General features: G+C 48.2%; 20 protein-coding genes, 2 riboswitches and 1 other annotated feature. Of the genes, 18 read left to right on the top strand and 2 right to left on the bottom strand.

The window, feature by feature from the left end:
* Positions 1 to 50 precede the first annotated feature (50 nt).
* From BP95_RS0100265 to BP95_RS0100240, 6 genes are all read left to right on the top strand, one after another.
* A complete protein-coding gene (locus BP95_RS0100265) occupies positions 51 to 341 on the top strand; it encodes a HesB/YadR/YfhF family protein (protein ID WP_021256452.1) in 291 nt (96 codons plus the stop codon).
* 212 nt (positions 342 to 553) lie between these two features.
* A riboswitch (cobalamin riboswitch) is annotated at positions 554 to 744 on the top strand.
* Positions 745 to 1067: 323 nt separating this feature from the next.
* Positions 1068 to 3392 (top strand): 5-methyltetrahydropteroyltriglutamate--homocysteine S-methyltransferase, encoded by a 2325-nt coding sequence (gene metE, locus BP95_RS0100260; protein ID WP_028531160.1) that lies wholly within the window; start codon positions 1068 to 1070, stop codon positions 3390 to 3392.
* A gap of 350 nt (positions 3393 to 3742) precedes the next feature.
* Positions 3743 to 4246, top strand: coding sequence for a DUF3939 domain-containing protein (locus tag BP95_RS0100255; RefSeq protein ID WP_021256450.1), 504 nt, complete (start codon positions 3743 to 3745; stop codon positions 4244 to 4246).
* 151 nt (positions 4247 to 4397) lie between these two features.
* Positions 4398 to 4802: a DnaJ family domain-containing protein gene (locus BP95_RS0100250; RefSeq protein ID WP_021256449.1), complete on the top strand. Its 405-nt coding sequence runs from the start codon at positions 4398 to 4400 to the stop codon at positions 4800 to 4802.
* Between the two features lie 144 nt (positions 4803 to 4946).
* Positions 4947 to 5885 carry a glutaminase A gene (gene glsA, locus BP95_RS0100245; protein ID WP_021256448.1) on the top strand — a complete coding sequence of 313 codons (939 nt, stop codon included), beginning with the start codon at positions 4947 to 4949 and terminating at the stop codon, positions 5883 to 5885.
* A 103-nt stretch (positions 5886 to 5988) separates the two neighbouring features.
* On the top strand, positions 5989 to 6399 hold the full coding sequence (locus tag BP95_RS0100240) for a YuzC family spore coat inner layer protein (RefSeq protein ID WP_021256447.1): 411 nt from the start codon (positions 5989 to 5991) through the stop codon (positions 6397 to 6399).
* Positions 6400 to 6481: 82 nt separating this feature from the next.
* Here the strand turns inward: BP95_RS0100240 and BP95_RS0100235 are convergent, their stop codons facing one another.
* Positions 6482 to 7120: a nitroreductase family protein gene (locus BP95_RS0100235; RefSeq protein WP_021256446.1), complete on the bottom strand. Its 639-nt coding sequence runs from the start codon at positions 7118 to 7120 to the stop codon at positions 6482 to 6484.
* Between the two features lie 366 nt (positions 7121 to 7486).
* On the opposite strand from BP95_RS0100235, the gene BP95_RS0100230 reads away from it, so the two are divergent.
* From BP95_RS0100230 to BP95_RS0100215, 4 genes are all read left to right on the top strand, one after another.
* Positions 7487 to 8347, top strand: coding sequence for a DUF72 domain-containing protein (locus BP95_RS0100230; RefSeq protein ID WP_021256445.1), 861 nt, complete (start codon positions 7487 to 7489; stop codon positions 8345 to 8347).
* A gap of 72 nt (positions 8348 to 8419) precedes the next feature.
* Positions 8420 to 8519: riboswitch (purine riboswitch) on the top strand.
* A gap of 274 nt (positions 8520 to 8793) precedes the next feature.
* The gene (locus tag BP95_RS0100225; protein WP_021256444.1) at positions 8794 to 9402 is read left to right on the top strand and encodes a xanthine phosphoribosyltransferase; all 609 of its coding nucleotides are present in this window, start codon (positions 8794 to 8796) and stop codon (positions 9400 to 9402) included.
* Entirely contained in the window at positions 9399 to 10748 is a 1350-nt protein-coding gene (locus BP95_RS0100220) for a nucleobase:cation symporter-2 family protein (RefSeq protein ID WP_028531158.1), read from the top strand. Before BP95_RS0100225 ends, BP95_RS0100220 begins: the two co-directional genes overlap by 4 nt.
* Positions 10749 to 10943: 195 nt before the next feature.
* The gene (locus tag BP95_RS0100215; protein WP_197035270.1) at positions 10944 to 11396 is read left to right on the top strand and encodes a DnaJ family domain-containing protein; all 453 of its coding nucleotides are present in this window, start codon (positions 10944 to 10946) and stop codon (positions 11394 to 11396) included.
* A gap of 138 nt (positions 11397 to 11534) precedes the next feature.
* On the opposite strand, the gene BP95_RS0100210 is transcribed toward BP95_RS0100215, so the two are convergent.
* Positions 11535 to 12401 (bottom strand): DegV family protein, encoded by an 867-nt coding sequence (locus tag BP95_RS0100210; protein WP_021256441.1) that lies wholly within the window; start codon positions 12399 to 12401, stop codon positions 11535 to 11537.
* A 216-nt stretch (positions 12402 to 12617) separates the two neighbouring features.
* On the opposite strand from BP95_RS0100210, the gene BP95_RS0100205 reads away from it, so the two are divergent.
* From BP95_RS0100205 to BP95_RS0100170, 8 genes are all read left to right on the top strand, one after another.
* Positions 12618 to 12800: a hypothetical protein gene (locus BP95_RS0100205; RefSeq protein ID WP_021256440.1), complete on the top strand. Its 183-nt coding sequence runs from the start codon at positions 12618 to 12620 to the stop codon at positions 12798 to 12800.
* Between the two features lie 238 nt (positions 12801 to 13038).
* Complete coding sequence (locus tag BP95_RS0100200) at positions 13039 to 13974, top strand: DUF3895 domain-containing protein (protein ID WP_028531156.1); 936 nt, start codon at positions 13039 to 13041, stop codon at positions 13972 to 13974.
* 175 nt (positions 13975 to 14149) lie between these two features.
* Positions 14150 to 14395 (top strand) — a binding site (T-box leader).
* A gap of 60 nt (positions 14396 to 14455) precedes the next feature.
* Positions 14456 to 16216, top strand: coding sequence for an arginine--tRNA ligase (gene argS, locus BP95_RS0100195; RefSeq protein WP_028531155.1), 1761 nt, complete (start codon positions 14456 to 14458; stop codon positions 16214 to 16216).
* Positions 16217 to 16897: 681 nt separating this feature from the next.
* Positions 16898 to 17476 (top strand): TetR/AcrR family transcriptional regulator, encoded by a 579-nt coding sequence (locus tag BP95_RS0100190; protein WP_021254939.1) that lies wholly within the window; start codon positions 16898 to 16900, stop codon positions 17474 to 17476.
* A gap of 142 nt (positions 17477 to 17618) precedes the next feature.
* Positions 17619 to 17960, top strand: a complete 342-nt coding sequence (locus tag BP95_RS0100185; protein ID WP_028531154.1) for a DMT family transporter — start codon at positions 17619 to 17621, stop codon at positions 17958 to 17960.
* Complete coding sequence (locus tag BP95_RS0100180) at positions 17960 to 18274, top strand: DMT family transporter (protein WP_021254937.1); 315 nt, start codon at positions 17960 to 17962, stop codon at positions 18272 to 18274. Before BP95_RS0100185 ends, BP95_RS0100180 begins: the two co-directional genes overlap by 1 nt.
* A gap of 269 nt (positions 18275 to 18543) precedes the next feature.
* Positions 18544 to 19521: a serine hydrolase domain-containing protein gene (locus BP95_RS0100175; RefSeq protein WP_028531153.1), complete on the top strand. Its 978-nt coding sequence runs from the start codon at positions 18544 to 18546 to the stop codon at positions 19519 to 19521.
* Positions 19522 to 19660: 139 nt separating this feature from the next.
* Positions 19661 to 20128 carry a zinc ribbon domain-containing protein gene (locus BP95_RS0100170; RefSeq protein WP_021254935.1) on the top strand — a complete coding sequence of 156 codons (468 nt, stop codon included), beginning with the start codon at positions 19661 to 19663 and terminating at the stop codon, positions 20126 to 20128.
* Positions 20129 to 20363 lie beyond the last annotated feature (235 nt).

Here is a 20363-nt window from a genome sequence, read left to right as displayed (position 1 = left end):
CACATGGTATGATCAAATCGGATGAAAGGTATGATTAAGGAGGTCTGAACATGCAATTACGCGTTACAGCGAAGGCAGTCGAGCGTTTTTTGGCTGATTGGGGATTTACAGCAGGAGACTCAGTACGCATATTCGTCCGCTACAGCGGATTCAGTGCTTCAGGACCTTATTCATTCGGCATCATGAAAGACAGTCCGCAATATCCAGCAGTGACGGAAGTTGTGAACGGCATTACGTTCTTTATGGAGCAAAATGATGTATGGTTCTTGGATAATCGTGAATTGACGCTAGATGAGAAAGGTGAAGATATTGTCTTTCTGCATGAAGGAATGGTCATCTAGCGCATCAACCCGTAATCATCAATAGGCGAGCCGAGAGGCTCGCCTATTGTGCATGGATAGACGCTTAGTGAATTAGAGTTTAATGAAGATAATGTGACAGCTCCGGTATTTGTTTATTTTGGGTAGAGATGAGAAAAAATCCTTGTCATTCGTTCTGGTTAGATATATAATCGTTCTCAATTGGGGGAAGCGTGACTGCGACTTTCAATGCAATTGAATAGGAGGAAACAGGTGCTTTGGGTAACGTCGAAGCTTAATAGGGAAGCCGGTTGGAAATCCGGCGCGGTCCCGCCACTGTGACAGTTGAGGTATTGCGAGAGAGCCACTGGTCGTAATCGATCGGGAAGGCTGCAAAGGCCAATGAAGCTGAAGCCAGGAGACCTGCCTGTTTTGACAACACTGTTCGTACCTACGGGAGATAGGGAAGTGTTCGTAAGCATGGATATCGGTTTTCGATTCCTCTTAGCATGAGGGCAGTCTGCTAATGAGACGGAAGGATCGATCTATTCCACTATGACTTCATGGACGTTTACGAGACATTTCTGTTGTTGGACAGGAATGTCTTTTTTGCATATTGGGATGCAATGAAAATATCTGAAGTCTGAGTGATAAAGTCACATATGGTGGGGTAGAGCGCTCAACTGCAATCTTAATTCCGTGTTAAGCGATAGAAATTGTCCAATTATATCCCGTACGGCAAAATGACTCATGGAGAGGGGCAGTATGATGACAGTTCATTCAATCAAGACAAGCACAGCAGGTTACCCTCGGATCGGATACGACCGGGAATGGAAGAAGGCATTGGAGCAATATTGGGCTGGGAATAGTTCTGTTCAGCAGCTGGAAGAAGGATTGGCGCGCATCAATGATGTTCGGCTGAAGACGATGCAGGACGCTGGCATTGACCTAATTCCAGTAAATGATTACTCCTGGTATGATCATGTGCTTGATATGACGGCCACATTTGGATTGATTCCGTCACGGTTTGCATATGATGGTGGAGAAGTGAACGCAGATTTGCTGTTCGCCTTGGCTCGCGGAACACAGGATGCGGTAGCTTGCGAGATGACGAAGTGGTTCAATACGAACTATCACTACATTGTGCCGGAATGGGAAGGCAAGGCGCCGCAACTTACGGTCAATCGCCCGTTGCAAGCCTATCGCCAAGCGAAGCAGATTCATGGCATTGAAGGTAAGCCAGTCATCATCGGGCCATATACTTATGTCCGCTTTATTAAAGGGATTAAACCGGAAGAGCGCCTGAACGTTCTTCGCCAATTCGTAGGGGTATACGGACAGTTGCTTAGCGAGTTGGAGGGTGAAGGTGTGCAGGCTGTGCAATTGGATGAACCTGCATTCGTGCTGGAAATGCCAAGCGAGCATTGGGCTGCTGTGAAGGAAGTCTATGCCGAATTGCGTAAGGCAGCACCAAGTTTATCGTTATGGGTTCAGACCTACTTCGATGCGGTGTCCGACTACGAAGCGTTCGTGTCGCTTCCGGTGGATACGCTCGGATTAGACTTTGTTCATGATAGAGGGAGAAATGAAGCAGCGCTTCGTCAATTCGGATTCCCTGCGCAGAAGCAGCTTGCTGTCGGCATTATTGATGGCCGCAATATTTGGCGTACGGACTTGGCTGCAGCAGCAGCATGGCTCGAGTCTGTGGAAGAGATTGTACCGAAGGAACGCTGGATTATTCAGCCATCATGCAGCCTGCTTCATGTACCACTCACGGCGGCGCGGGAAACTGAGCTGTCAGCACCAGTGCGCGAGGCATTGGCGTTCGCGGATGAGAAGCTGGAGGAGACTGCCCTACTTGCTCGTCACTTCTCAAGCCCGAGTGAAGAGACGCGTGCAGCATTAGCAGAGAGCGGTGCTCGTGTTCAAGCATGGCGGACAGAACCGTCAAGACAGCGTCCGCAAGTCGTTCAAGCGTTGGAAGAACTGCTTCGTGCAGAGAAGGAAAAAGGAATTGAACGTCTTCCATTCGAGGAACGCAAGGAGCTTCAGCGCAAGCGCTGGCCATCGCTGCCACTGCTGCCGACCACAACGATTGGCAGTATGCCGCAAACTGCGGATATCCGGCGCGCACGCCTTCGCTTCCGCAAGGGAGAATGGGATGCGAAGACGTATGAAACGTATTTGGAAGAGGAAATGACACGCTGGATTCGCATTCAGGAAGAGATCGGCATTGACGTGCTGGTACATGGTGAATTCGAACGCACGGACATGGTCGAATACTTCGGTGAGAAGCTGGACGGGTTCGCATTCACGAAGTTCGGCTGGGTTCAATCCTATGGTTCGCGCTGTGTAAAACCACCGGTTCTGTACGGAGATGTGGCGTTCACAGAGGCGATGACGGTGAAGGAAACGGCATTTGCACAGTCCCTGACGTCTCAGCCGGTTAAGGGGATGCTTACGGGGCCGGTAACGATCTTGAACTGGTCGTTCGTACGTGACGACATTCCTCGCGAGCAGGCGGCATTCCAGCTGGCGTACGCGCTTCGTCAAGAGATTGCAGCACTGGAGACTGCAGGTATTGGCATGATCCAGGTCGATGAGCCTGCAGTGAAGGAAGGTATGCCGCTTAAGGCGGAGGACGCTGTCTATTATACGGATTGGGCGGTGCTTGCTTTCCGGCTTGCAACATGCGGAGCAGCGCCTGAGACGCAAGTACACACGCATATGTGCTATTGCGACTTCTCCGACATGGTTGATACGATCCGCAAGATGGATGCGGACGTGATCTCGCTCGAAACGGCACGAAGTGGCGGCGATATGATTGCAACACTAGAGGAGCAGAGCTATGAGCTTGGCATTGGTCTGGGTGTATATGATATTCATAGCCCACGTGTGCCTGCTGTGGAAGAGATTGATCGGATTATCGAGCAAGCGCTTCGAGTGCTTCCGGTTGAGACGTTCTGGATTAACCCAGACTGTGGTCTGAAGACGCGCCGCGAACCGGAGACGGTAGCTGCACTGCGCAACATGGTAGAAGCAACAAAGCTCGCTCGCGCACGTCATGAAGCAGCAGTATCGACTGAAGCATAAGAACTGATCCTCGCTAGTTTTCATCGCGCGCACATAGACCTTCAATATTTCTTCATTAATCATAGGGAAAGGCCATCTCTCGCAGTCATCGCGACTGCCATGCAGAGATGGTCTTTTTTTATAACGTGAAACCTTCAAATTTAAAATACGTAATATATGGTAAATCGACATTTTTCTTTTCCTGCGCGTGAGTGAATGAGATGAACATTGGTTATTCATATGTTAAAGGAATACCGGAACAACCAAACATGTCGATTAATGAAAATTATGTTATAATAGAGATGTAAGCGGATACATGATTCCTGCTTCCATCTTCCTTATCATACGGAGGCAGAAAGGTGGGATCTGATATGCGTTGGTTCACACAATGGTTCAAACGGGATAAGAAAAACTCTAAGGCAGCTCTTGAAGCGGTGCATGTAACGTTAGAAGATGTCCGCAGAGCGGTGCTTCAATATGAGAAAGATATGCCAAAAGAGATTAAACGAACGACCCTGCTCCTAGGGGATCAAAGCATTGATTTGAAACGCCTGCGCCGTTATTTAGGTGGGGAATCGGATCAGAAGTTCTATATGTCCCATTATACGTACGAAATATTTGAAGAGAAAGACAAGCACATTCCGATATATCTAGATATGGTTCAGGCTGCGGTCGATGATTATTTGGATGAACATGATGATCTTCCCGTACTCACGGGAACACGCAACCGCCAAGTCCACTATGACCTGCTCATGCAGCGCCATTATTTAAAAGAGAAGCCGCCTATCTCTTTTTACTTAACGACAGAGCAATTTTTACTGACTCACGAAGAGGATTGGCATAAATCACAAGCAGCGATTCCAATTGATTTGTAATTGAACTGGCACGAATAACAAGAGCTTGCCCTCATTGGCTGAGGGTGAGTTCTTTTTGTTAATTTTCCAGTTAAAATTCTGGGGTGATTAGTGGTATCCTATTACAGGGTATGTCTACATTAGATGTAGTCGAATAGCGAGGTGTGCAATCATGGATATTATCGGATGGATGGCAGAGCAGAAGATTCAAGAGGCAATGAATGAAGGTGGATTCGATGAGCTGCCAGGCAAGGGGAAGCCTCTGGTGCTCAAAGACTTGTCGCATGTTCCTGAGGAATTGAGACCAGCTTATTTGATGATGCAGAATGCGGGCCTGTTGCCGGAAGAGCTGCATGTAGGACGCGAAGTCGTTCGCTTGGAACAGCTTCTCGCTGCCTGCACTCCCGAAGATGAACAGAAGATTGGTGACACACGCAGGCAGCTGAATGAACGGAAGCTGCGGCTGCAAATGATGATGGAGGAGCGGGGATGGGCTGTTGTACCTGCGTTTGCCCAGTATGAATCACAGATTGTGAACAAGGTTTCGCGTGTTACGGAGCCTCAGCGTGAGGACTAGAGTACAGGCTGGACAGCATAACATGCTGACGCATGTGAACCCGCTAACCAAGAAACGATAGATATAACCATATATATCTCATCAGCGAGATGCTGATATGTTTATCGCAATGTTGGTTGAAGGAAGGAAAGGTGTACATTACGTATGACGACCTATTGGCAGCAACTTAGAAGAGAGCTCCCTCATTGGGTAGAGGAGAGCCGGACAGTATCACAGGATGGAGAGGTCGCTTCATATATACCGGGGCTTGCAAATGCTCCGAAGGATGGGCTGTGCATATCCTTGTTCGGTATTCAAGGTGAACAGGTGCATGCAGGCGATTGCAAGTTCAAATTTACAATGCAAAGCATATCCAAGGTCTTCTCACTGCTCTTGGCCTTGCTCGATAGCGGCGAGGCAGTTGTATTTAATAAGGTAGGGATGGAGCCCACTGGTGATGATTTCAACTCAATCTTGAAGCTTGAGCTCGTTGACCCTGGGAAGCCGTTCAATCCCTTTATCAATGCAGGGGCGATTACTATCGCCTCGTTAATTGAGGGGGGAACGCCTGAGGAAAAATCAATGCGCATGCTTGAATTCATTCGAGAATTGGCGGATGACCCTTCCATCACGTGGAATGAGGAAGTATACCAATCCGAGAAGGATACGGCACATCGGAATCGTTCATTGGCTTATTTCTTGAAGGATAATGGTGTACTTGAAGCGGATGTAGAGGATACGCTGGAGGTGTATTTCCGCCAATGCGCAATTGAGGTAAATACCGACCATCTTGCGCGTATGGCTCTTGTATTGGCAAATGGCGGCTGCAATCCACAGACAGGACGCTGCTACATTCCGAAGCATTATGTGCAGATTGCGAATTCGTTCATGGTGACGTGCGGCATGTACAATGCCTCGGGAGAATTTGCGATTCACGTGGGCATCCCGGCCAAGAGCGGTGTGTCTGGCGGTATTCTTGCAGTCATTCCTGGCAAGATGGGAATCGGTGTCGTTGGGCCTTCCCTGAATAAGAAAGGCAATAGTGTAGCAGGGGTACATCTGCTTGGCGCTTTGTCCGAACGATACGATTGGAGCATTTTTTAGCACGCCGCTAAGCCGCAATGAAGAACACGAAATGTGCTCCTCTTACATAGGCTGACATAGTACCTTCTTCGTACGGACTACTTAGAAACGAGGGATGTGTGAGATGTCGTCTAATGAACCAGGGATTACGTGTCGGGTAGGATCATTGCAATCCATCATACGAGTGCCTTCTGTCCGACCGGTATTGGGTAAGCGGGATCGCATTCCAGAAACTTATCCGCCTATGGATTCGAGCATATTTGTAACCTCAGCAGCCAGTACCTATTCCCTAGCGGAGCAGGCGGTACGTGTGCTTGATCGACTGAGGAGCTCGCATTCTCTGGCGACTGCCGTTATGGACGCAGCGCAGCGGGGCAACAAGGCTGAGGTGATACGGCTTATACGCGAGATCGGGGTACAGTCGAGGCTGGATGTAAAATTTACGCCAGATGGTATCCAAATCATTTTCAACACGGATCCTGCGGCAGGACGATGCTGCGAGCTGGAAGTGAAGATGCGCTGGAATCCGAGCTAATCCTAAGCAACAGAGAAAAGCGCCACATCCATGGGATGGGCGCTTTTGTATTTCATTGTGCTCAAAAAATAAGGATCATATCTTATTGATTCGCTGGGAATGATTCATGGAACACCGTACGCTCCAATGGCAAGCGGCTTGTTGCATGCGCAGGTGCAGCTGCTTTGCCAAGTGTAATAAGCATCACCGGCACATAGCGGGACGGGATGTTGAATTCCGTAACGAACTGCTCCTTGCTAAAGCCGCCCATTGAGCAAGTGTCCCAGCCTTTAGCTTTGGCGGCAAGCATCAATTGCATGGCAGCAAGTGAACTGTTGAGGATCGCTGCTTCGGTGCCAACCTGCTCGGAAGATGCATAGGCGCGGTTAATGTTGCCTACCAGTGTATCATGCACTTGCTGCGAGATGTTGCCTGCTTGCAGCTGCTCGCCATACAATTCTGACGCCATCAAGTTCGCTTGTGTGTCGCCAAGCACGGCAATGACAGCCGAGCAGTCAACAACCTGCTGCTGATTGTAGGCGATGGGCAGAAGCTTCTGCTTCGTATCTTCCTGTTGGAAGACGAGGAAGCGCCAATGCTGCAAGTTCCAAGCAGATGGTGCGGATCCGGCAAGCTCCAAGATCTCGTTCAATTCGGAAGAGGCAATTGGTGTATGTGGAACATATTTACGAACAGAGTGGCGCGACAGCATAGTTTCGCTAGCATTCATTGATGTAGTCATCGTATTTGGTCATCCTTTCAAGGCGATATTCGCATCTAGGGTATAATATTCTATTTCTAGCTTTTGCTAACAAATATATAGTAGCATAATTATCGTTATTGAAGCAACGATTCAACGATCAAGATGTTGAATGCGGAGAGCGCTTATCTCACTTATAGCGTGTACATTTATTATCTTGTTATGAGTATATTTTTCAGAAAAAGGTTGTTTTGGCACGAAGGGGCGTAATGTACATAAGTTGCAGAACTGAAATTGATATGTATCATGATGAGTAAGGAAATATTGTCCGATGGTTCGACGTTTATGAAGAAGACATGAGTATGGCGTGTACATAAGAGCAAATACAAGGTGTGGAAGGAGTCGGGGATGGAGCATCATCAGATTGAAGTTGGACTAGCGGGCTGGGGGGATCAGGATGCGCTGTATGGGCCGGGGACAAGAGCTGCTGAGAAGCTAAGTGAATATGCACGGCATTTTTCAATCGTGGAATTGGACAGTTCTTTCTATGCTATTCCTTCTCCTGAGCGAATGCTGGGTTGGTGCGAACAGACACCTGAGCACTTCGGATTTATCGTTAAGGCGTATCAGGGGATGACAGGGCATTCTCGCGGGAAGCATCCTTATACGAGTACGAAGGAGATGTTTCACGTGTTCCGTCAATCCGTCGAGGCGCTTCAAGAAGCGGGCAAGCTTAGAACAGTGCTGTTTCAGTATCCTCCCTGGTTCCATTGCGACCGCAGAAATGTAGACATCTTACGGCGTACGCGGGAATGGATGGAGGGCTTGCCTGTTGCTCTTGAATTCAGACATCAGAGCTGGTTTGTGGAACCAGTGCGTGAGCGGACGCTTGCATTTATGCGCGAGGAAGGCTGGATTCATAGTATTTGCGATGAACCACAGGCAGGTGAAGGAAGTGTGCCAACGGTACTTGTATCGACACAGGCAGAGGCTACCATGATTCGGATGCACGGCCGCAATGAATCTGGCTGGAATGCAAGCGGTCAGCCGAATTGGCGAGATGTTCGTTATTTGTACCGTTATGATGAGCAAGAGCTTACAGAGTGGAAGGGACATATCCAATCTCTCTTGATGAATACGAACCGCTGCTGGATGATCTTCAACAATAATTCGGGAGGCGATGCAGCGCACAATGGGAAGCAGTTCAAGCGTATGCTTGGACTGGAAGATCCGCCGCTCCCAGCTGAGCAGCTGACATTATTTGATTAAGAAGATAGGAACAGTTATTTTCAGAAATTGTTACTTCCTTTCAGTAAAAAAATGAGGTATACTTACCGCTACAATCATAAAGCAGCGTCTTCTCGTATAGGTGCAGGAATTGGCCTGCATGTTTCTACCCAATCACCGGAATGATTGGACTACGGGGAACCAGCGTGCCGCACATTATGTCGTGGATTTGGGTGAATACGTCCGTATTCCGTAATACTGCAGCGCGGCCGTTTCTTTCAGTGATTCTGCTGGGAAACGAGGTTCACAGTCGATAGCTTGCATGTTTGTTAGGCTGACGATTCGAATCGTACAAGCACTAACCAGCATTCAGGTTTCGTACAACCCGATTCCAATCACCTTCCTGCAGCGGAGGGGATTGGAATCGGGTTGTTGTCGTATTAGAGAAGAGAGACGTTCAACTGTATACGTCGAAAGGGGAACTGGACATGAAACAGCTTCAGGATAAGATTACTCAAGAGGGATTAGTGCTCGGCAACAATGTATTGAAGGTGGACTCGTTCCTTAATCATCAGATGGATCCAGCGCTTATGCAAGCGATTGGTCAAGAATTCGTGCGTCGTTATGCAGGTGAACGTATTACGAAGGTACTTACCATTGAATCTTCCGGAATCGCCCCAGGTTTGATGACAGCACTGGAGTTGAATGTACCGCTCATCTTCGCTCGCAAGCAGAAGTCATTGACACTGCGCGAAGACATTATTGTAGAGAAGGTATACTCCTTCACGAAGCAAGAGACGAATGAGGTAACGGTGTCGAAGCGCTTCTTGTCCGCTGATGATCGTGTACTGATCATTGATGATTTCCTTGCAAATGGTGAAGCGGCTTCTGGCCTGGCTCGTATTGTGGAGCAGGTAGGAGCAAGTGTAGCTGGTTTTGGAATCGTTATTGAGAAGTCATTCCAACCAGGACGCCAAATGCTGCTCGATGCAGGATACCGTGTTGAATCCTTGGCTCGCATTGCTTCTCTGTCAAATGAGGGCGTAACATTCGTGGATGAAACTGCGGAAACGACATCGGAAGCGGTGCAGCAATGAGCCGAGCCGATAACCGTATTTTTGTAAAAAATCGGAATCCGCTGCAAACCTTCTCGCTCGGCTTGCAGCATGTGCTCGCTATGTATGCCGGAGCGGTTATCGTTCCGCTCATCGTGGGCGGCAATTTAGGATTCAATCAAGAGCAAATTACGTACTTGGTTGCCATTGATTTATTTATGTGCGGGATCGCCACGCTGCTGCAAGTATTTGCGAATCGGTGGTTCGGCATTGGGATGCCTGTCGTGTTAGGCTGTGCGTTCCAAGCCGTCACGCCAATGATCGCAATCGGGAAGGATTTTGGCATTTCGTATATTTACGGAGCCATCATTGCAATGGGCATATTCGTCATCTTGTTCGGGGGCTTATTCGGCAAGTTAATTCGTCTATTTCCGCCTGTCGTAACGGGCTCTGTAGTAACGATTATCGGTGTAACGCTAATTCCTGTTGCATTCACGGATTTAGGAGGAGGCCAAGGCAATCCGGACTTCGGCAGTCCAACGAACTTGCTGCTTGGCTTCGGTGTACTCATATTTATCGTTATTATGAACAAGCTATCCGCTGGATTTATCCGTGCGGTATCAATCTTATTAGGGCTTGTCATTGGCACAACGATCGCAGCTCTCATGGGTCAGGTTGATTTCACTCCCGTAGCGGAGGCTTCCTGGTTCCATGCAGTACAGCCATTTTATTTCGGCGTTCCGAAATTTAATATGACGGCTATCCTGACTATGATTATTGTAGCAATGGTCGGCATTGCTGAATCTACAGGCGTGTTCATGGCTCTAGGCAAAATTATAGACCGCGACGTGGATTCGAAGGATCTGGCACGTGGTTATCGGGCAGAGGGTCTAGCCATAACGATTGGCGGTATCTTCAATGCTTTTCCATATACAACTTATTCGCAAAATGTCGGGCTTATCCAAATGAGCCGTGTGAAAACACGTGATGTGATCGTGGTAGCGGGCGGATTGCTGATGCTGCTTGGACTTGTACCGAAAATTGCTGCATTAACGACGTTGATTCCGAGTTCAGTGCTCGGCGGCGCCATGGTTGCCATGTTCGGTATGGTTGTGTCGAGCGGTCTGCGGATGCTCGGCTCTCAAGTAGATATGAATCGTCATGAGAATCTGCTCATTATTGCCTGCTCGGTAGGGATGGGACTTGGTGTAACGGTAGTGCCTCAATTGTTCGCGAGCCTGCCGTCAACGGTTCGAATCTTAACGGATAACGGAATCGTAGCAGGAACTTTTACCGCGCTGGTTATGAACCTGCTCTTCAACGGTACGAAGCAGCAATCTGATGGAACGCAGAGCGAGGAAGAAACTGAACATTCTGTAGCTTCTTAGGCTCTGAACAAGCTAGTCTGACAATAACCAATAGTGACGGCCCATTGGATGAATTCCAATGGGTTTTTTGCTATGCGGAGTTAAGTGCACAATGTAACTCGCACGAAATTGTCACATTTAAAGGATGGTGCATACTAGACAAAATTGTGAAATGGAATGGATAATTATGTTATTCATGTGATTGGGGGGATCGCAATGGGTTGGTTCCGAAAGGAAAGCAAGCAGTCAGCAGAAGTTAAGCCGATCAAATCGGAAATCGCAGAGGACGCACCGCAAACGATAGCAACTGAACGAATGATGAGCAATTGGTTGGATGATGTCTTTACCCAATATGAGAAGAAGGGCGGATTGGATGATTTGCCTGACAAGGGCAAGCCGCTAGAGGTGCGAGGCGGAGACCCGTTGAATGGGGTGTTGCACAACGCGAATGTAGTCCCTTCCTGGCTTGCGCTTCAGCATGAGATTAGAGATGAACTGCAGCGTATTATGAAGCTGAGCAAGGATCAGCCCCAAGCCGACGTATCGGCTGCGATGTCCGATGTGAATCAGAAAATCGTGAAATATAACGCGAGCGTGCCATCTACATTATTCCAGAAGTCCAAGGTAACATTAGATACGATAGAGGATCAATTGGCGAAATGGATGTAACAATAGTCCAGAAGCTGACATAAGAAGCAGATGCCCGCACGATTCGGTTAGCGCCGATTGTGCGGGCATCTTATTGTTCAAGGAGCGAGTAAATTCGTCTCCTGCATCTTCAATTCCAAGGCAGCCATGCTGAAACCTTTATACGGAATAGGATTTATTCGGGAAGAAGAGCGCTAATGTTCCTGGGCCTGAATGAGCGCCAACTGCGCAGCCAATGGAACTAATCAGGAAGTTCGTCATCCCGAAGCGTTCAGTAATCATCGACTTCAACTGCTCCATCGCTTCTGCGTCATCACCATGGGCGATGCCGATAACCTGCTGCTTATCATCGAGATTCGCTCGCTCCTCCATCAGTTCGACAAGACGCTGAATGGATTTCTTTCTGCCTCTTACTTTATCGACGGGAATGAGTTTTCCATCCTCAACATGAAGCACGGGCTTAATATTGAGCAGTCCGCCAATGATGGCTGATGACTTGCTGACACGTCCGCCGCGATACAAATATTGCAGGTCATCGACCGTGAACACATGCTCCATTTGCCGGGCAAGGGATTGTGTGCGTGTAATAATCTCTTCCCTAGGCAATCCCTCACGCGCCCAGAGCGCAGCCTGTCTAACAACAAGGCCAAACCCGAGTGAAGCGCATTTGGAATCGATAATGCTGCAAGTGAAGGACGGGAAGTCATCTTGTACCATATCATGCATAATGCGGGAAGAGGCATACGTTCCTGACAGTTCCGACGAGAACGCAATATAGATAGCTTCCTCGTTCGCTTCGGCAATCGATTGGAAGGTTGTCTGCAGTACCTCCATCGAGAGTTGAGAAGTCTTATATACATTGCCTTCGCGCATGCCATCGAGCATGGCTTTCGGCGTAATTGTTACTCCGTCCTCATATTGTTCATTGTCTATAGTAACGATTAGCGGCATGACCGTAATCCCCAACTCGTCAATGACGGATTGAGGGAGGTCAACAGCGCTGTCGGTAAGAATGCGAATTGCCATTATCATTCTCCTTTTCTTCTTTCATGTTCATACCGAAGTACTTATCTCCATCATACCATGAGTTGAAGCGAAAGCGGTGAAGGAATGTGTTTATCAAGTGTTGTGAGTTAGTGGGATTTGATGGAAATGATGAAGCTAAATCATACAGTCATATTTCCCCTCCTTCATACATAAGGGTAGGAGAACGAATGAATTGACAGGAAATGAGGGGATAGAATGGCGAAGAACAAACGCGGTAAATCATTATGGAATCTGCCTTCACGTGGCCGAGGTACATGTCCGGTCTGCGCCAGCACTCGCATTAAGCTGCTGTATAATCGGACAAGAGGGAATGGCGTACAGATTAAGGTATGCAAGAAATGCTTTCAAGCGCCGCAGGAACGAATTGATGCTTCATAATGGCAAGTCCAGATCCGATCGTAAAATGCCATTGATGAAGAATAAGTATTCTTCTTTTAGCTTCTCTTCCTAGAGATCGCCGTTCTTATCGATGTGCCTACCATAGGTTGCCGCCCAGCGAGGGAGTGATTGACTGCCTGCGCTAGGGCGGCTTTTTCATGTGAGGCATGCCTTCACTTCCATGCTCTACTTCCTGTACAATAGACAGTAATGGAGCAAAGCGCGAGGAGGAGAAGATATGATATTAACTATCCAGGAACGGGATGAGATGTTATCTCAGCTCAATGATAACCAACGTGAGTTCCTGAATCACTATCTCGTTCGCTCTCGCCGCACGGCGTTCGCCAATGCGATGGCGAAGGAGAAGGGGCATCATGTTCCAGAACATGCGGCACCAGAGGACATCGAGGCGCTGTTAGATGATTGGATTTATACGGGGTATAAAGATGCGGGGACGATAAGTCCAGAGCTGCGATGCGAATGCGGCCGTTCTCTTCGATATCAGCATGAGGTAAAAAACCGGAAAACAGGCGAGATCAAAAAATTCGGCATTGAGCACTTGAAGGAGCACTTAGGGATTGATGCTGCAATCGTGGCGACGATTAAGAAGGGATTCGAGGCCATTGATTATGAGCTTGATGAGATCCTGTTGAAGATAGCCAACGATTGGCAACCTGCACCAGATGCCTATTCTGTGGCAGATTTGCCTGAACAGCTACAACGGCAATTGTCGCTTGGACTGCCCTTGTTGGACAAGCAGATCAATATGCTGCGACGCAAGCCGGTGGTGAGGAATGCTTCACCTTCGCCTAAGACAAGCGAGCCTAGCGCAGCTCCTGAACCTGCACCTGCTCCTGCACCGATTCTAGAGGAGTTCGACTTATGGTCGTGGACGGAGCCCGAGCCTGCTGCTGTGGTTCAAGAAGTTAGTAATGCTGGGAATGGGCTTACTGCTGCTGAACGGGCGGCCGTGAAGCAATATGTGGAGACCGGTGTTGGCAGTGCAAGAGTGATCAGTGAATTGTTAATACGTGATCATGGAACGCCAGATCGCCGCTATATAACAGGCAAGCCTCTAATCTATCCAGATGTATGCCAATTTATTGAGCAATCTTATCTAGATATTGCGGTCGAATTGAATGGAACTGAGGATCGCAAGTATACAATGCGGTAATCGATGCTGGCCGGATAGTAGTAGAATGAGACTCGAATTTGATGTGAATCATTACTGGTCATGACGTTATGTACTCGAATGGCGGCAGAGTAAGAAATATTTTTCTGAAATAATGCATGTGATAGGTTGATTTTTCCTAATTGTTCTGGATATAATGTGTAAAATGAAAATCGACGCAACAACGTTGAACGGGAGAGTACTCTGCACAATCCGTGCTGCAGCGAATCGGGATGGTGGAAGCCGATACGGAATGAAGAGGAAGCGGACCCGGGAGTTGGCTCTGTGAACTGCCTTATATATGGGGACGTAGGGGAGCCCGGCGACAGCCGTTATTTATTGAGTGGATTCTTTTCGGAGCAACAAGCTTCCGGATAGGGTCAAGTAGAGTGGTACCACGGGGATTCAAGCCTCCGTCTCTTTGTAGACGGGGGCTTTTTGACGTGTTGCGAACCGTAACCAACAACAGGAGGAGAAGGAACCTATGCTAAAAGAAATTGCCGCGCAAGTACTAGAACCTATAATGAACATGAACGGGGCAGACATCGAACGTGCCTTGGAAGTACCTCCGCAGAGCGAGCTGGGCGACTTGGCGTTCCCTTGCTTCCCATTGGCGAAGCAGTGGAGACGTTCTCCGCAGCAGATTGCGGTGGAACTTGCTGAACGCATCAATCAAGAGAGCGATAACATTCGGATACGAGCGGAAGCCTCTGGCGGATATGTGAATGTATGTTTTGATCAAGATTACTATGGCGAGGCTTGTCTTGCTCGCATGCAGGAGCCGTTATTCGGCAAGTTGTCGATCGGAGAGGGGCAGCGTGTCGTTATTGATATGTCGTCCCCGAATATTGCGAAGCCGTTCAATGTCGGTCATCTGCGTTCTACGATGATTGGAAATGCGCTCGCTTACCTGTACGAAGCCGCAGGATACGAAGTGTTGAAGGTGAATCACCTTGGGGATTGGGGGACCCAATTCGGCAAGCTGATTACGGCCTATAAGCTGTGGGGGGATGATGATACGCTGCGCCAAGATCCAATCCGTGAGAGCTTGAAGCTGTATGTAAGATTCCACGAGGAGGCGGCTCAGCAGCCGGAGCTGGAAGACGAGGCGCGCGAATGGTTCCGCAAACTTGAAGCGGGCGATGCAGAGACCGTACAGCTGTGGACGTATTTCGTTAACGCAAGTATGGTCGAATTCAACCGCATGTACGAACGACTCGGCGTTCACTTTGACCACGTTCTTGGCGAGAGCTTCTACAATGACAAGATGGATGCGGTCGTCGCTCATTTGCAGCAGCTTCAATTGCTCGAAGAAAGTGATGGGGCGATGGTCGTTCGTTTGGATGATGAGGGCATGCCGCCATGCTTGATATTGAAATCCAACGGAACAACGATTTACCCGACACGTGATTTGGCAACGGCGATCTATCGTAAGGAAGTCATGAAGGCTGACAAACTGATTTATGTAGTTGGCGCGGAGCAGCAGCTGCACTTTCAGCAGGTATTCGCTGTGCTTACCAAGATGGGATATGAGTGGGCACAGGAATGTGCTCATGTACCGTTCGGTTTAATGACATTTGAAGGGAAGAAGATGTCTACGCGCAAGGGCAAGGTTATCTTCCTTGATGAGGTATTGAATGAGGCAGAGAATCGCGTACTCCAAATTATCGAAGACAAGAATCCATCTCTGCAAGAGAAAGACAAGGTGGCATCGAAGGTTGGGATTGGTGCGATCATCTTCGGTGACCTGAAGAGCAGTCGTATGTTGTCTGTTGACTTCAACTTGGAGGATGCGCTGCGCTATGAGGGCGAAACCGGCCCTTATGTACAGTTCACACTCGTCAGAGCGAAGAGCTTGCTCGTCAAAGGGGGATGGACGTCATACTCTGATTGTCCAGCGGATTCCGCGACGCTTGGCAAGGATGCAGCCGAGAGGCAAGGTGAGCAGTTGGGAAAGAAATCAATTGCGACAGGAGGAGTAAGTCAAGAAGCATGGATCTGCTTGAAGTCTCTCAGCAAGTATGAGCGTGCTCTTCAGATGGCGGTGGCTAGCAATGAGCCATCCATCTTCGCCCGGTATTTGCTTGATGCAGCCAAGCAGTTCAACCGTTATTACCATCAGGAGCAGATTCTCGTGGAGAATGAGATCGAGCGCCGCCACAAATTGCGTATCGTCGCAGCGGTGGCATATGTGCTTGAAGCGGGGCTGAACCTGCTTGGCATTGAAGCGCCGGAACATATGTAGGGCGTTATATCGATGTGAGTTGTGAAAAAGAGAATCGCATCATCTGTATCACTTCATTGATTATGCTTATGTAAGGTATTGATTTCGTAGGGTTGGTGGGTTGGTTTGTACTCGCAATCTGAACCTGTCTATCTGTAGACGACAGAAGAGCCGCGGAGATATCGTCTCCCGGCTCACGCACATGTCACATACAGGGGTCATGTACAGGTCACGTACAGATCATTTACAGGTCACTTACAGATTAGGCTTGATGCTACTGTCATTATCGCCATTTTTCCAAATTCCGGAGTGATAAGCGGGAGGTTCACTGTTCAATGGCTGCTTTTGTATCCTACTATAGCGTTCAGTCCCTTTTTATCGGAAAATGGGATCAGGTTTTGCTTCGCATTTTTGGATGTCATTAGGATAAACATTTGAACTTTCTGTTCGTCATTTGTAGGCAGAGTTGCTTTATCCTTTTCTCGATAAGTCTTGTGAAGCTCTGGTTAGAGAAGATGTATCGTATTTAAAATAAATAAAAGGATATTTAACTATCGAACTCGTGATTGACAAAAGAGATGAGATGTGAAAAGATGTACCTAACGAATATTAGTTAGGATAAAATGTGCCGTCGTAATGGCATGCGGGAACGCTGCGTGCATTACCTAACGAATATTAGTTATCCTGAAGGAGATGAGTAGAATGACAGCTAACCGAATTATTGAGGTCGCGTTGAATCATTTTGCAGAACACGGATATGAAGGGGCTTCCCTTGCGAATATCGCGGAACAGGTAGGCATCAAGACGCCATCTATTTACGCTCATTTCAAAAATAAAGATGATCTGTTTGTTAGCGTAATCCGCCGTGCAGTACAAGAGGAAATGGGACACTTGCAGCGGTACATTCAGACTCACCGTGAGCATCCGATTAAGGATGTGCTGTACGGATTGATTCAACAGTATGAGGCACGCTATGAAACGAGCAATCAATTGAAATTCTTGCTGCGGGTGATGTTCTTTCCGCCTGTTATCATGCAGGAGCGGGTTATGGAACTGGTCAACGCCCATCTGGATCAGATGGAACGGGAGCTTATGGCCGTGTTCAAGCTAGGAGTGGAGCGAGCGGAGATTGATCAACTGGATATGGAGATGATGACCGCTTCTTATATGTGTCTTGTTGATGGCATTCTCGTTGAAATGCTGCTTGGCGGCCCGGACAGATTCCGACGCCGCTTCGATGCTTCATGGCGCATATATTGGCGCAGCCTGACACGAGACTAGTTCGTGAAGTGGTATGAACAATGAATCTCTTGTTTGAGAGGAAATATAGAAAAAAATAAGAATGGTGTAAGCTGCATCTGTGGGATGCAGTGCATGGAATAGTGCTCGTTATAGAGATAGCAAGGAAGGGAGAGAGCAACAAATGAATAAGCATTGGATCTACGTATTTATCGCCGCCTTCTTTGAGGTCTTCTGGGTGATCGGATTGAAGCACGCGAACAATGTATGGGAATGGGGAGGTACGGCCATTTCAATTATTGTCAGCTTCTATGTGATGATTATGGCAGGCAAGAAGCTCCCTGTAGGGACGGTATATGCCGTATTCGTTGGACTTGGAACTGCTGGAACTGTATTCGCAGAAATGGCTTTCTTTGGAGAACCGTTCAAAATGATCAAAATGCTGCTTATCCTTGTGATGCTAGCAGGTGTGATGGGATTAAAGCTGGTGACGAATGAGAACGAAGCGAAGGGAGCTGAATCCTAATGGCTTGGATAAGTCTCATTGCAGCAGGATTATGTGAAATGCTTGGCGTGGCGATGATTAGTAAACTGAACAAGGATCGCAACTGGCAATCCTTCGTCTTTATGTCGACAGCATTCAGCGCTAGCTTCATTTGTCTGTCTATTGCGATGAAGTCGCTCCCGATGGGGACGGCGTATGCGATATGGACGGGAATTGGCGCATCTGGGGGTGCCATCCTCGGGATGCTCTTCTACGGGGAGTCCCGCGATTGGAAGAGAATCTTATTCATCTCCTTGGTACTCGGAGCAGCAATTGGGCTGAAGCTAGTTTCTTAATGTTGAAGCTGACAGGGCATCGTCGGGGCAGTTGTGCAATTGGAATAGTCAGATCGTGATCCGTCACAAATGAGGAACAACTCCATACCTTAATTAATCTTGTAAAGCGCCTCTCGCTATCAGCATGGGAGGCGTTTTTGTGACGTTGATTAGAAAATGAAGGAAACCCTGCCATAGATATCGAAGTCAGTAACGACGTAGTACTCACTAGTAGAGTTCATCTTCAGAGCAGCAAGCTGTGAAGAACATGGGAAGGGGATAAGACCGTTATGGAGTTGGCAGCTTGGGTGGATCAATTGTTAGAGAAGCAGGGATATAACGGATCGATCTTGCTGGCGTCACAGGGTGAGATTGTCATAAGTAAAGGGTACGGCCTAGCGAACGTGGAAGAGAGGCAGCCCATTAATAAGGATACAGTATTCAAAATTGCATCAATTGCCAAGCAATTTACGGCAACAGCCATTATGAAGCTGCAGGAGCAAGGGCTGCTTCGTGTAGAAGATAAGCTTGCGAAGTATGTACCTGAGTGTACAAGGCTTGCAGATGTTACGCTCCATGAGCTGCTCACTCACTCCTCTGGATTGGACGAAGATGCGTTAATTGATTGGAATGTACATGAGGATCTAAGGCCATTGCATACGCTGGCGCTCGATACTGTCACGCCATCCGGTGCAAAAGGGGCGTATCGTTATAGCAACTTCGGTTATGCGCTGCTTGGACTGATTGTAGAGAGACTGTCGGATCAATCGTATGAAACGTATATCGAGAAGGAATTCTTCGAGCCATTCGGTATGACAAGAACAGGTGGACGTATGGATGTACTTCGCAGTGAGCCGAATATGGGGATCGGCTTTAGAGGGGGAGAACTCGCTTGGAAGGAAGATATACCAAGCCATAACAGTGCAGGAAGCATTGTCTACTCCACTACCGAAGACCTGTTCCGCTGGGATCGTGCCCTTCGCTCAGGCCAAGTGGCGAGTGCGGAGTCAATCGATGCGATCTTCACGCCGCAAGCTCGAATTGATGAGGAACGCAGTTATGGCTACGGATGGGTCGTATATCCGGACAGACCGCATATCTCGTATCATAATGGGGGATTATCGGGCTACAGCTGTACGATGATTCGGGATGCGAAGTCGGATTCGGTGCTTATTGCCTTGAGTAATTTAGCGGATATCGGCATGCAGCCTATTGATGTACTGAAGCAGGGATTGCAGGAGCATTTCCCAGCGTTCATGCAGCTGTAGCTGTAGCTGTAGCAGTAAGCCTAGCCGCTAAAGGAGCGTACAGGTTATTCGGAACGGATTGTGTCAATTTGCAATTGCTTTACAACGGAATCAGTGCGTATTCAAGATTTGGCTGGGTAACGGAAGGAGTGCATCGCGCATGGCGATCCAAATATGCAGCAACTGTGGGTATTCGAACGAAAAGTCCGCATCGGTATGCATCGTCTGCAGTCACTCCCTGAAGGACGCCTCCTTACAGGGAACGCCAGAGGAAGATAAGCAATACAACGGCATCTTGGCTGTGAAGCAAGTGGAGCTTACATGCTCTGAGTGTAATGGAAATGTAGAGCAAGGCTCCACGGAGTGTAAAAATTGTGGTTCCATGATTTCGAATCAGATTGCCAGTGAGAAGTCAGATGATCGACCTAGCGAAGAGCAAGCGTCAGAGCGCAATATAGGCTGCACTTCACTCTTGATCGTAATCATTGCCACCGCTATTTACCCAATTGTCGGAATCTTAGTGGGAGGCGTATATGCCTTCAACAACGACAAAGAGAAGCGGGGAGTCGGTATCGCGTTATTGGTACTGGGTTTATTGTTGAAGTTGGGCTACTGGGTGATGCGGTAATCGGGTATCGGTGGATGAGATACTTGACACCGAGTAACAGAACATGTAATTTATTTAGAAAATATACCACGAAAAGCGACGACCAAAGACATGAGAGTGAACGAGATGCACGTACAGAGAGGAGTCAACTTGGTGCAATGATTCCCTTGCAGCTTCATTCTTCCTACTTTGCAGCTGCAGATTCGATCTGCCGGGCGCAGGCCCGTTATGGAACAAGTGAGAGCTGTCGGTATAT

The organism is Paenibacillus sp. UNC217MF (assembly GCF_000686865.1).
GTDB classification, from domain to species: Bacteria; Bacillota; Bacilli; order Paenibacillales; family Paenibacillaceae; genus Paenibacillus_B; species Paenibacillus_B suaedae.
The sequence above is the reverse complement of the archived record's forward strand: the minus strand, read 5'-3'. Positions and strand labels throughout refer to the sequence as shown.

Excerpts from the sequence above, each read along its gene's own strand:
- BP95_RS0100200 (WP_028531156.1), top strand. The coding sequence starts at position 13,039 with ATGATATTAACTATCCAGGAACGGGATGAGATGTTATCTCAGCTCAAT.
- BP95_RS0100210 (WP_021256441.1), bottom strand. The coding sequence starts at position 12,401 with ATGGCAATTCGCATTCTTACCGACAGCGCTGTTGACCTCCCTCAATCC.
- BP95_RS0100255 (WP_021256450.1), top strand. The coding sequence starts at position 3,743 with ATGCGTTGGTTCACACAATGGTTCAAACGGGATAAGAAAAACTCTAAG.
- BP95_RS0100230 (WP_021256445.1), top strand. The coding sequence starts at position 7,487 with ATGGAGCATCATCAGATTGAAGTTGGACTAGCGGGCTGGGGGGATCAG.
- metE (WP_028531160.1), top strand. The coding sequence starts at position 1,068 with ATGACAGTTCATTCAATCAAGACAAGCACAGCAGGTTACCCTCGGATC.
- BP95_RS0100225 (WP_021256444.1), top strand. The coding sequence starts at position 8,794 with ATGAAACAGCTTCAGGATAAGATTACTCAAGAGGGATTAGTGCTCGGC.
- BP95_RS0100170 (WP_021254935.1), top strand. The coding sequence starts at position 19,661 with ATGGCGATCCAAATATGCAGCAACTGTGGGTATTCGAACGAAAAGTCC.
- BP95_RS0100180 (WP_021254937.1), top strand. The coding sequence starts at position 17,960 with ATGGCTTGGATAAGTCTCATTGCAGCAGGATTATGTGAAATGCTTGGC.
- BP95_RS0100190 (WP_021254939.1), top strand. The coding sequence starts at position 16,898 with ATGACAGCTAACCGAATTATTGAGGTCGCGTTGAATCATTTTGCAGAA.
- BP95_RS0100215 (WP_197035270.1), top strand. The coding sequence starts at position 10,944 with ATGGGTTGGTTCCGAAAGGAAAGCAAGCAGTCAGCAGAAGTTAAGCCG.
- BP95_RS0100265 (WP_021256452.1), top strand. The coding sequence starts at position 51 with ATGCAATTACGCGTTACAGCGAAGGCAGTCGAGCGTTTTTTGGCTGAT.
- BP95_RS0100185 (WP_028531154.1), top strand. The coding sequence starts at position 17,619 with ATGAATAAGCATTGGATCTACGTATTTATCGCCGCCTTCTTTGAGGTC.
- BP95_RS0100235 (WP_021256446.1), bottom strand. The coding sequence starts at position 7,120 with ATGACTACATCAATGAATGCTAGCGAAACTATGCTGTCGCGCCACTCT.
- BP95_RS0100175 (WP_028531153.1), top strand. The coding sequence starts at position 18,544 with ATGGAGTTGGCAGCTTGGGTGGATCAATTGTTAGAGAAGCAGGGATAT.
- BP95_RS0100220 (WP_028531158.1), top strand. The coding sequence starts at position 9,399 with ATGAGCCGAGCCGATAACCGTATTTTTGTAAAAAATCGGAATCCGCTG.
- glsA (WP_021256448.1), top strand. The coding sequence starts at position 4,947 with ATGACGACCTATTGGCAGCAACTTAGAAGAGAGCTCCCTCATTGGGTA.
- BP95_RS0100240 (WP_021256447.1), top strand. The coding sequence starts at position 5,989 with ATGTCGTCTAATGAACCAGGGATTACGTGTCGGGTAGGATCATTGCAA.
- argS (WP_028531155.1), top strand. The coding sequence starts at position 14,456 with ATGCTAAAAGAAATTGCCGCGCAAGTACTAGAACCTATAATGAACATG.
- BP95_RS0100250 (WP_021256449.1), top strand. The coding sequence starts at position 4,398 with ATGGATATTATCGGATGGATGGCAGAGCAGAAGATTCAAGAGGCAATG.
- BP95_RS0100205 (WP_021256440.1), top strand. The coding sequence starts at position 12,618 with ATGGCGAAGAACAAACGCGGTAAATCATTATGGAATCTGCCTTCACGT.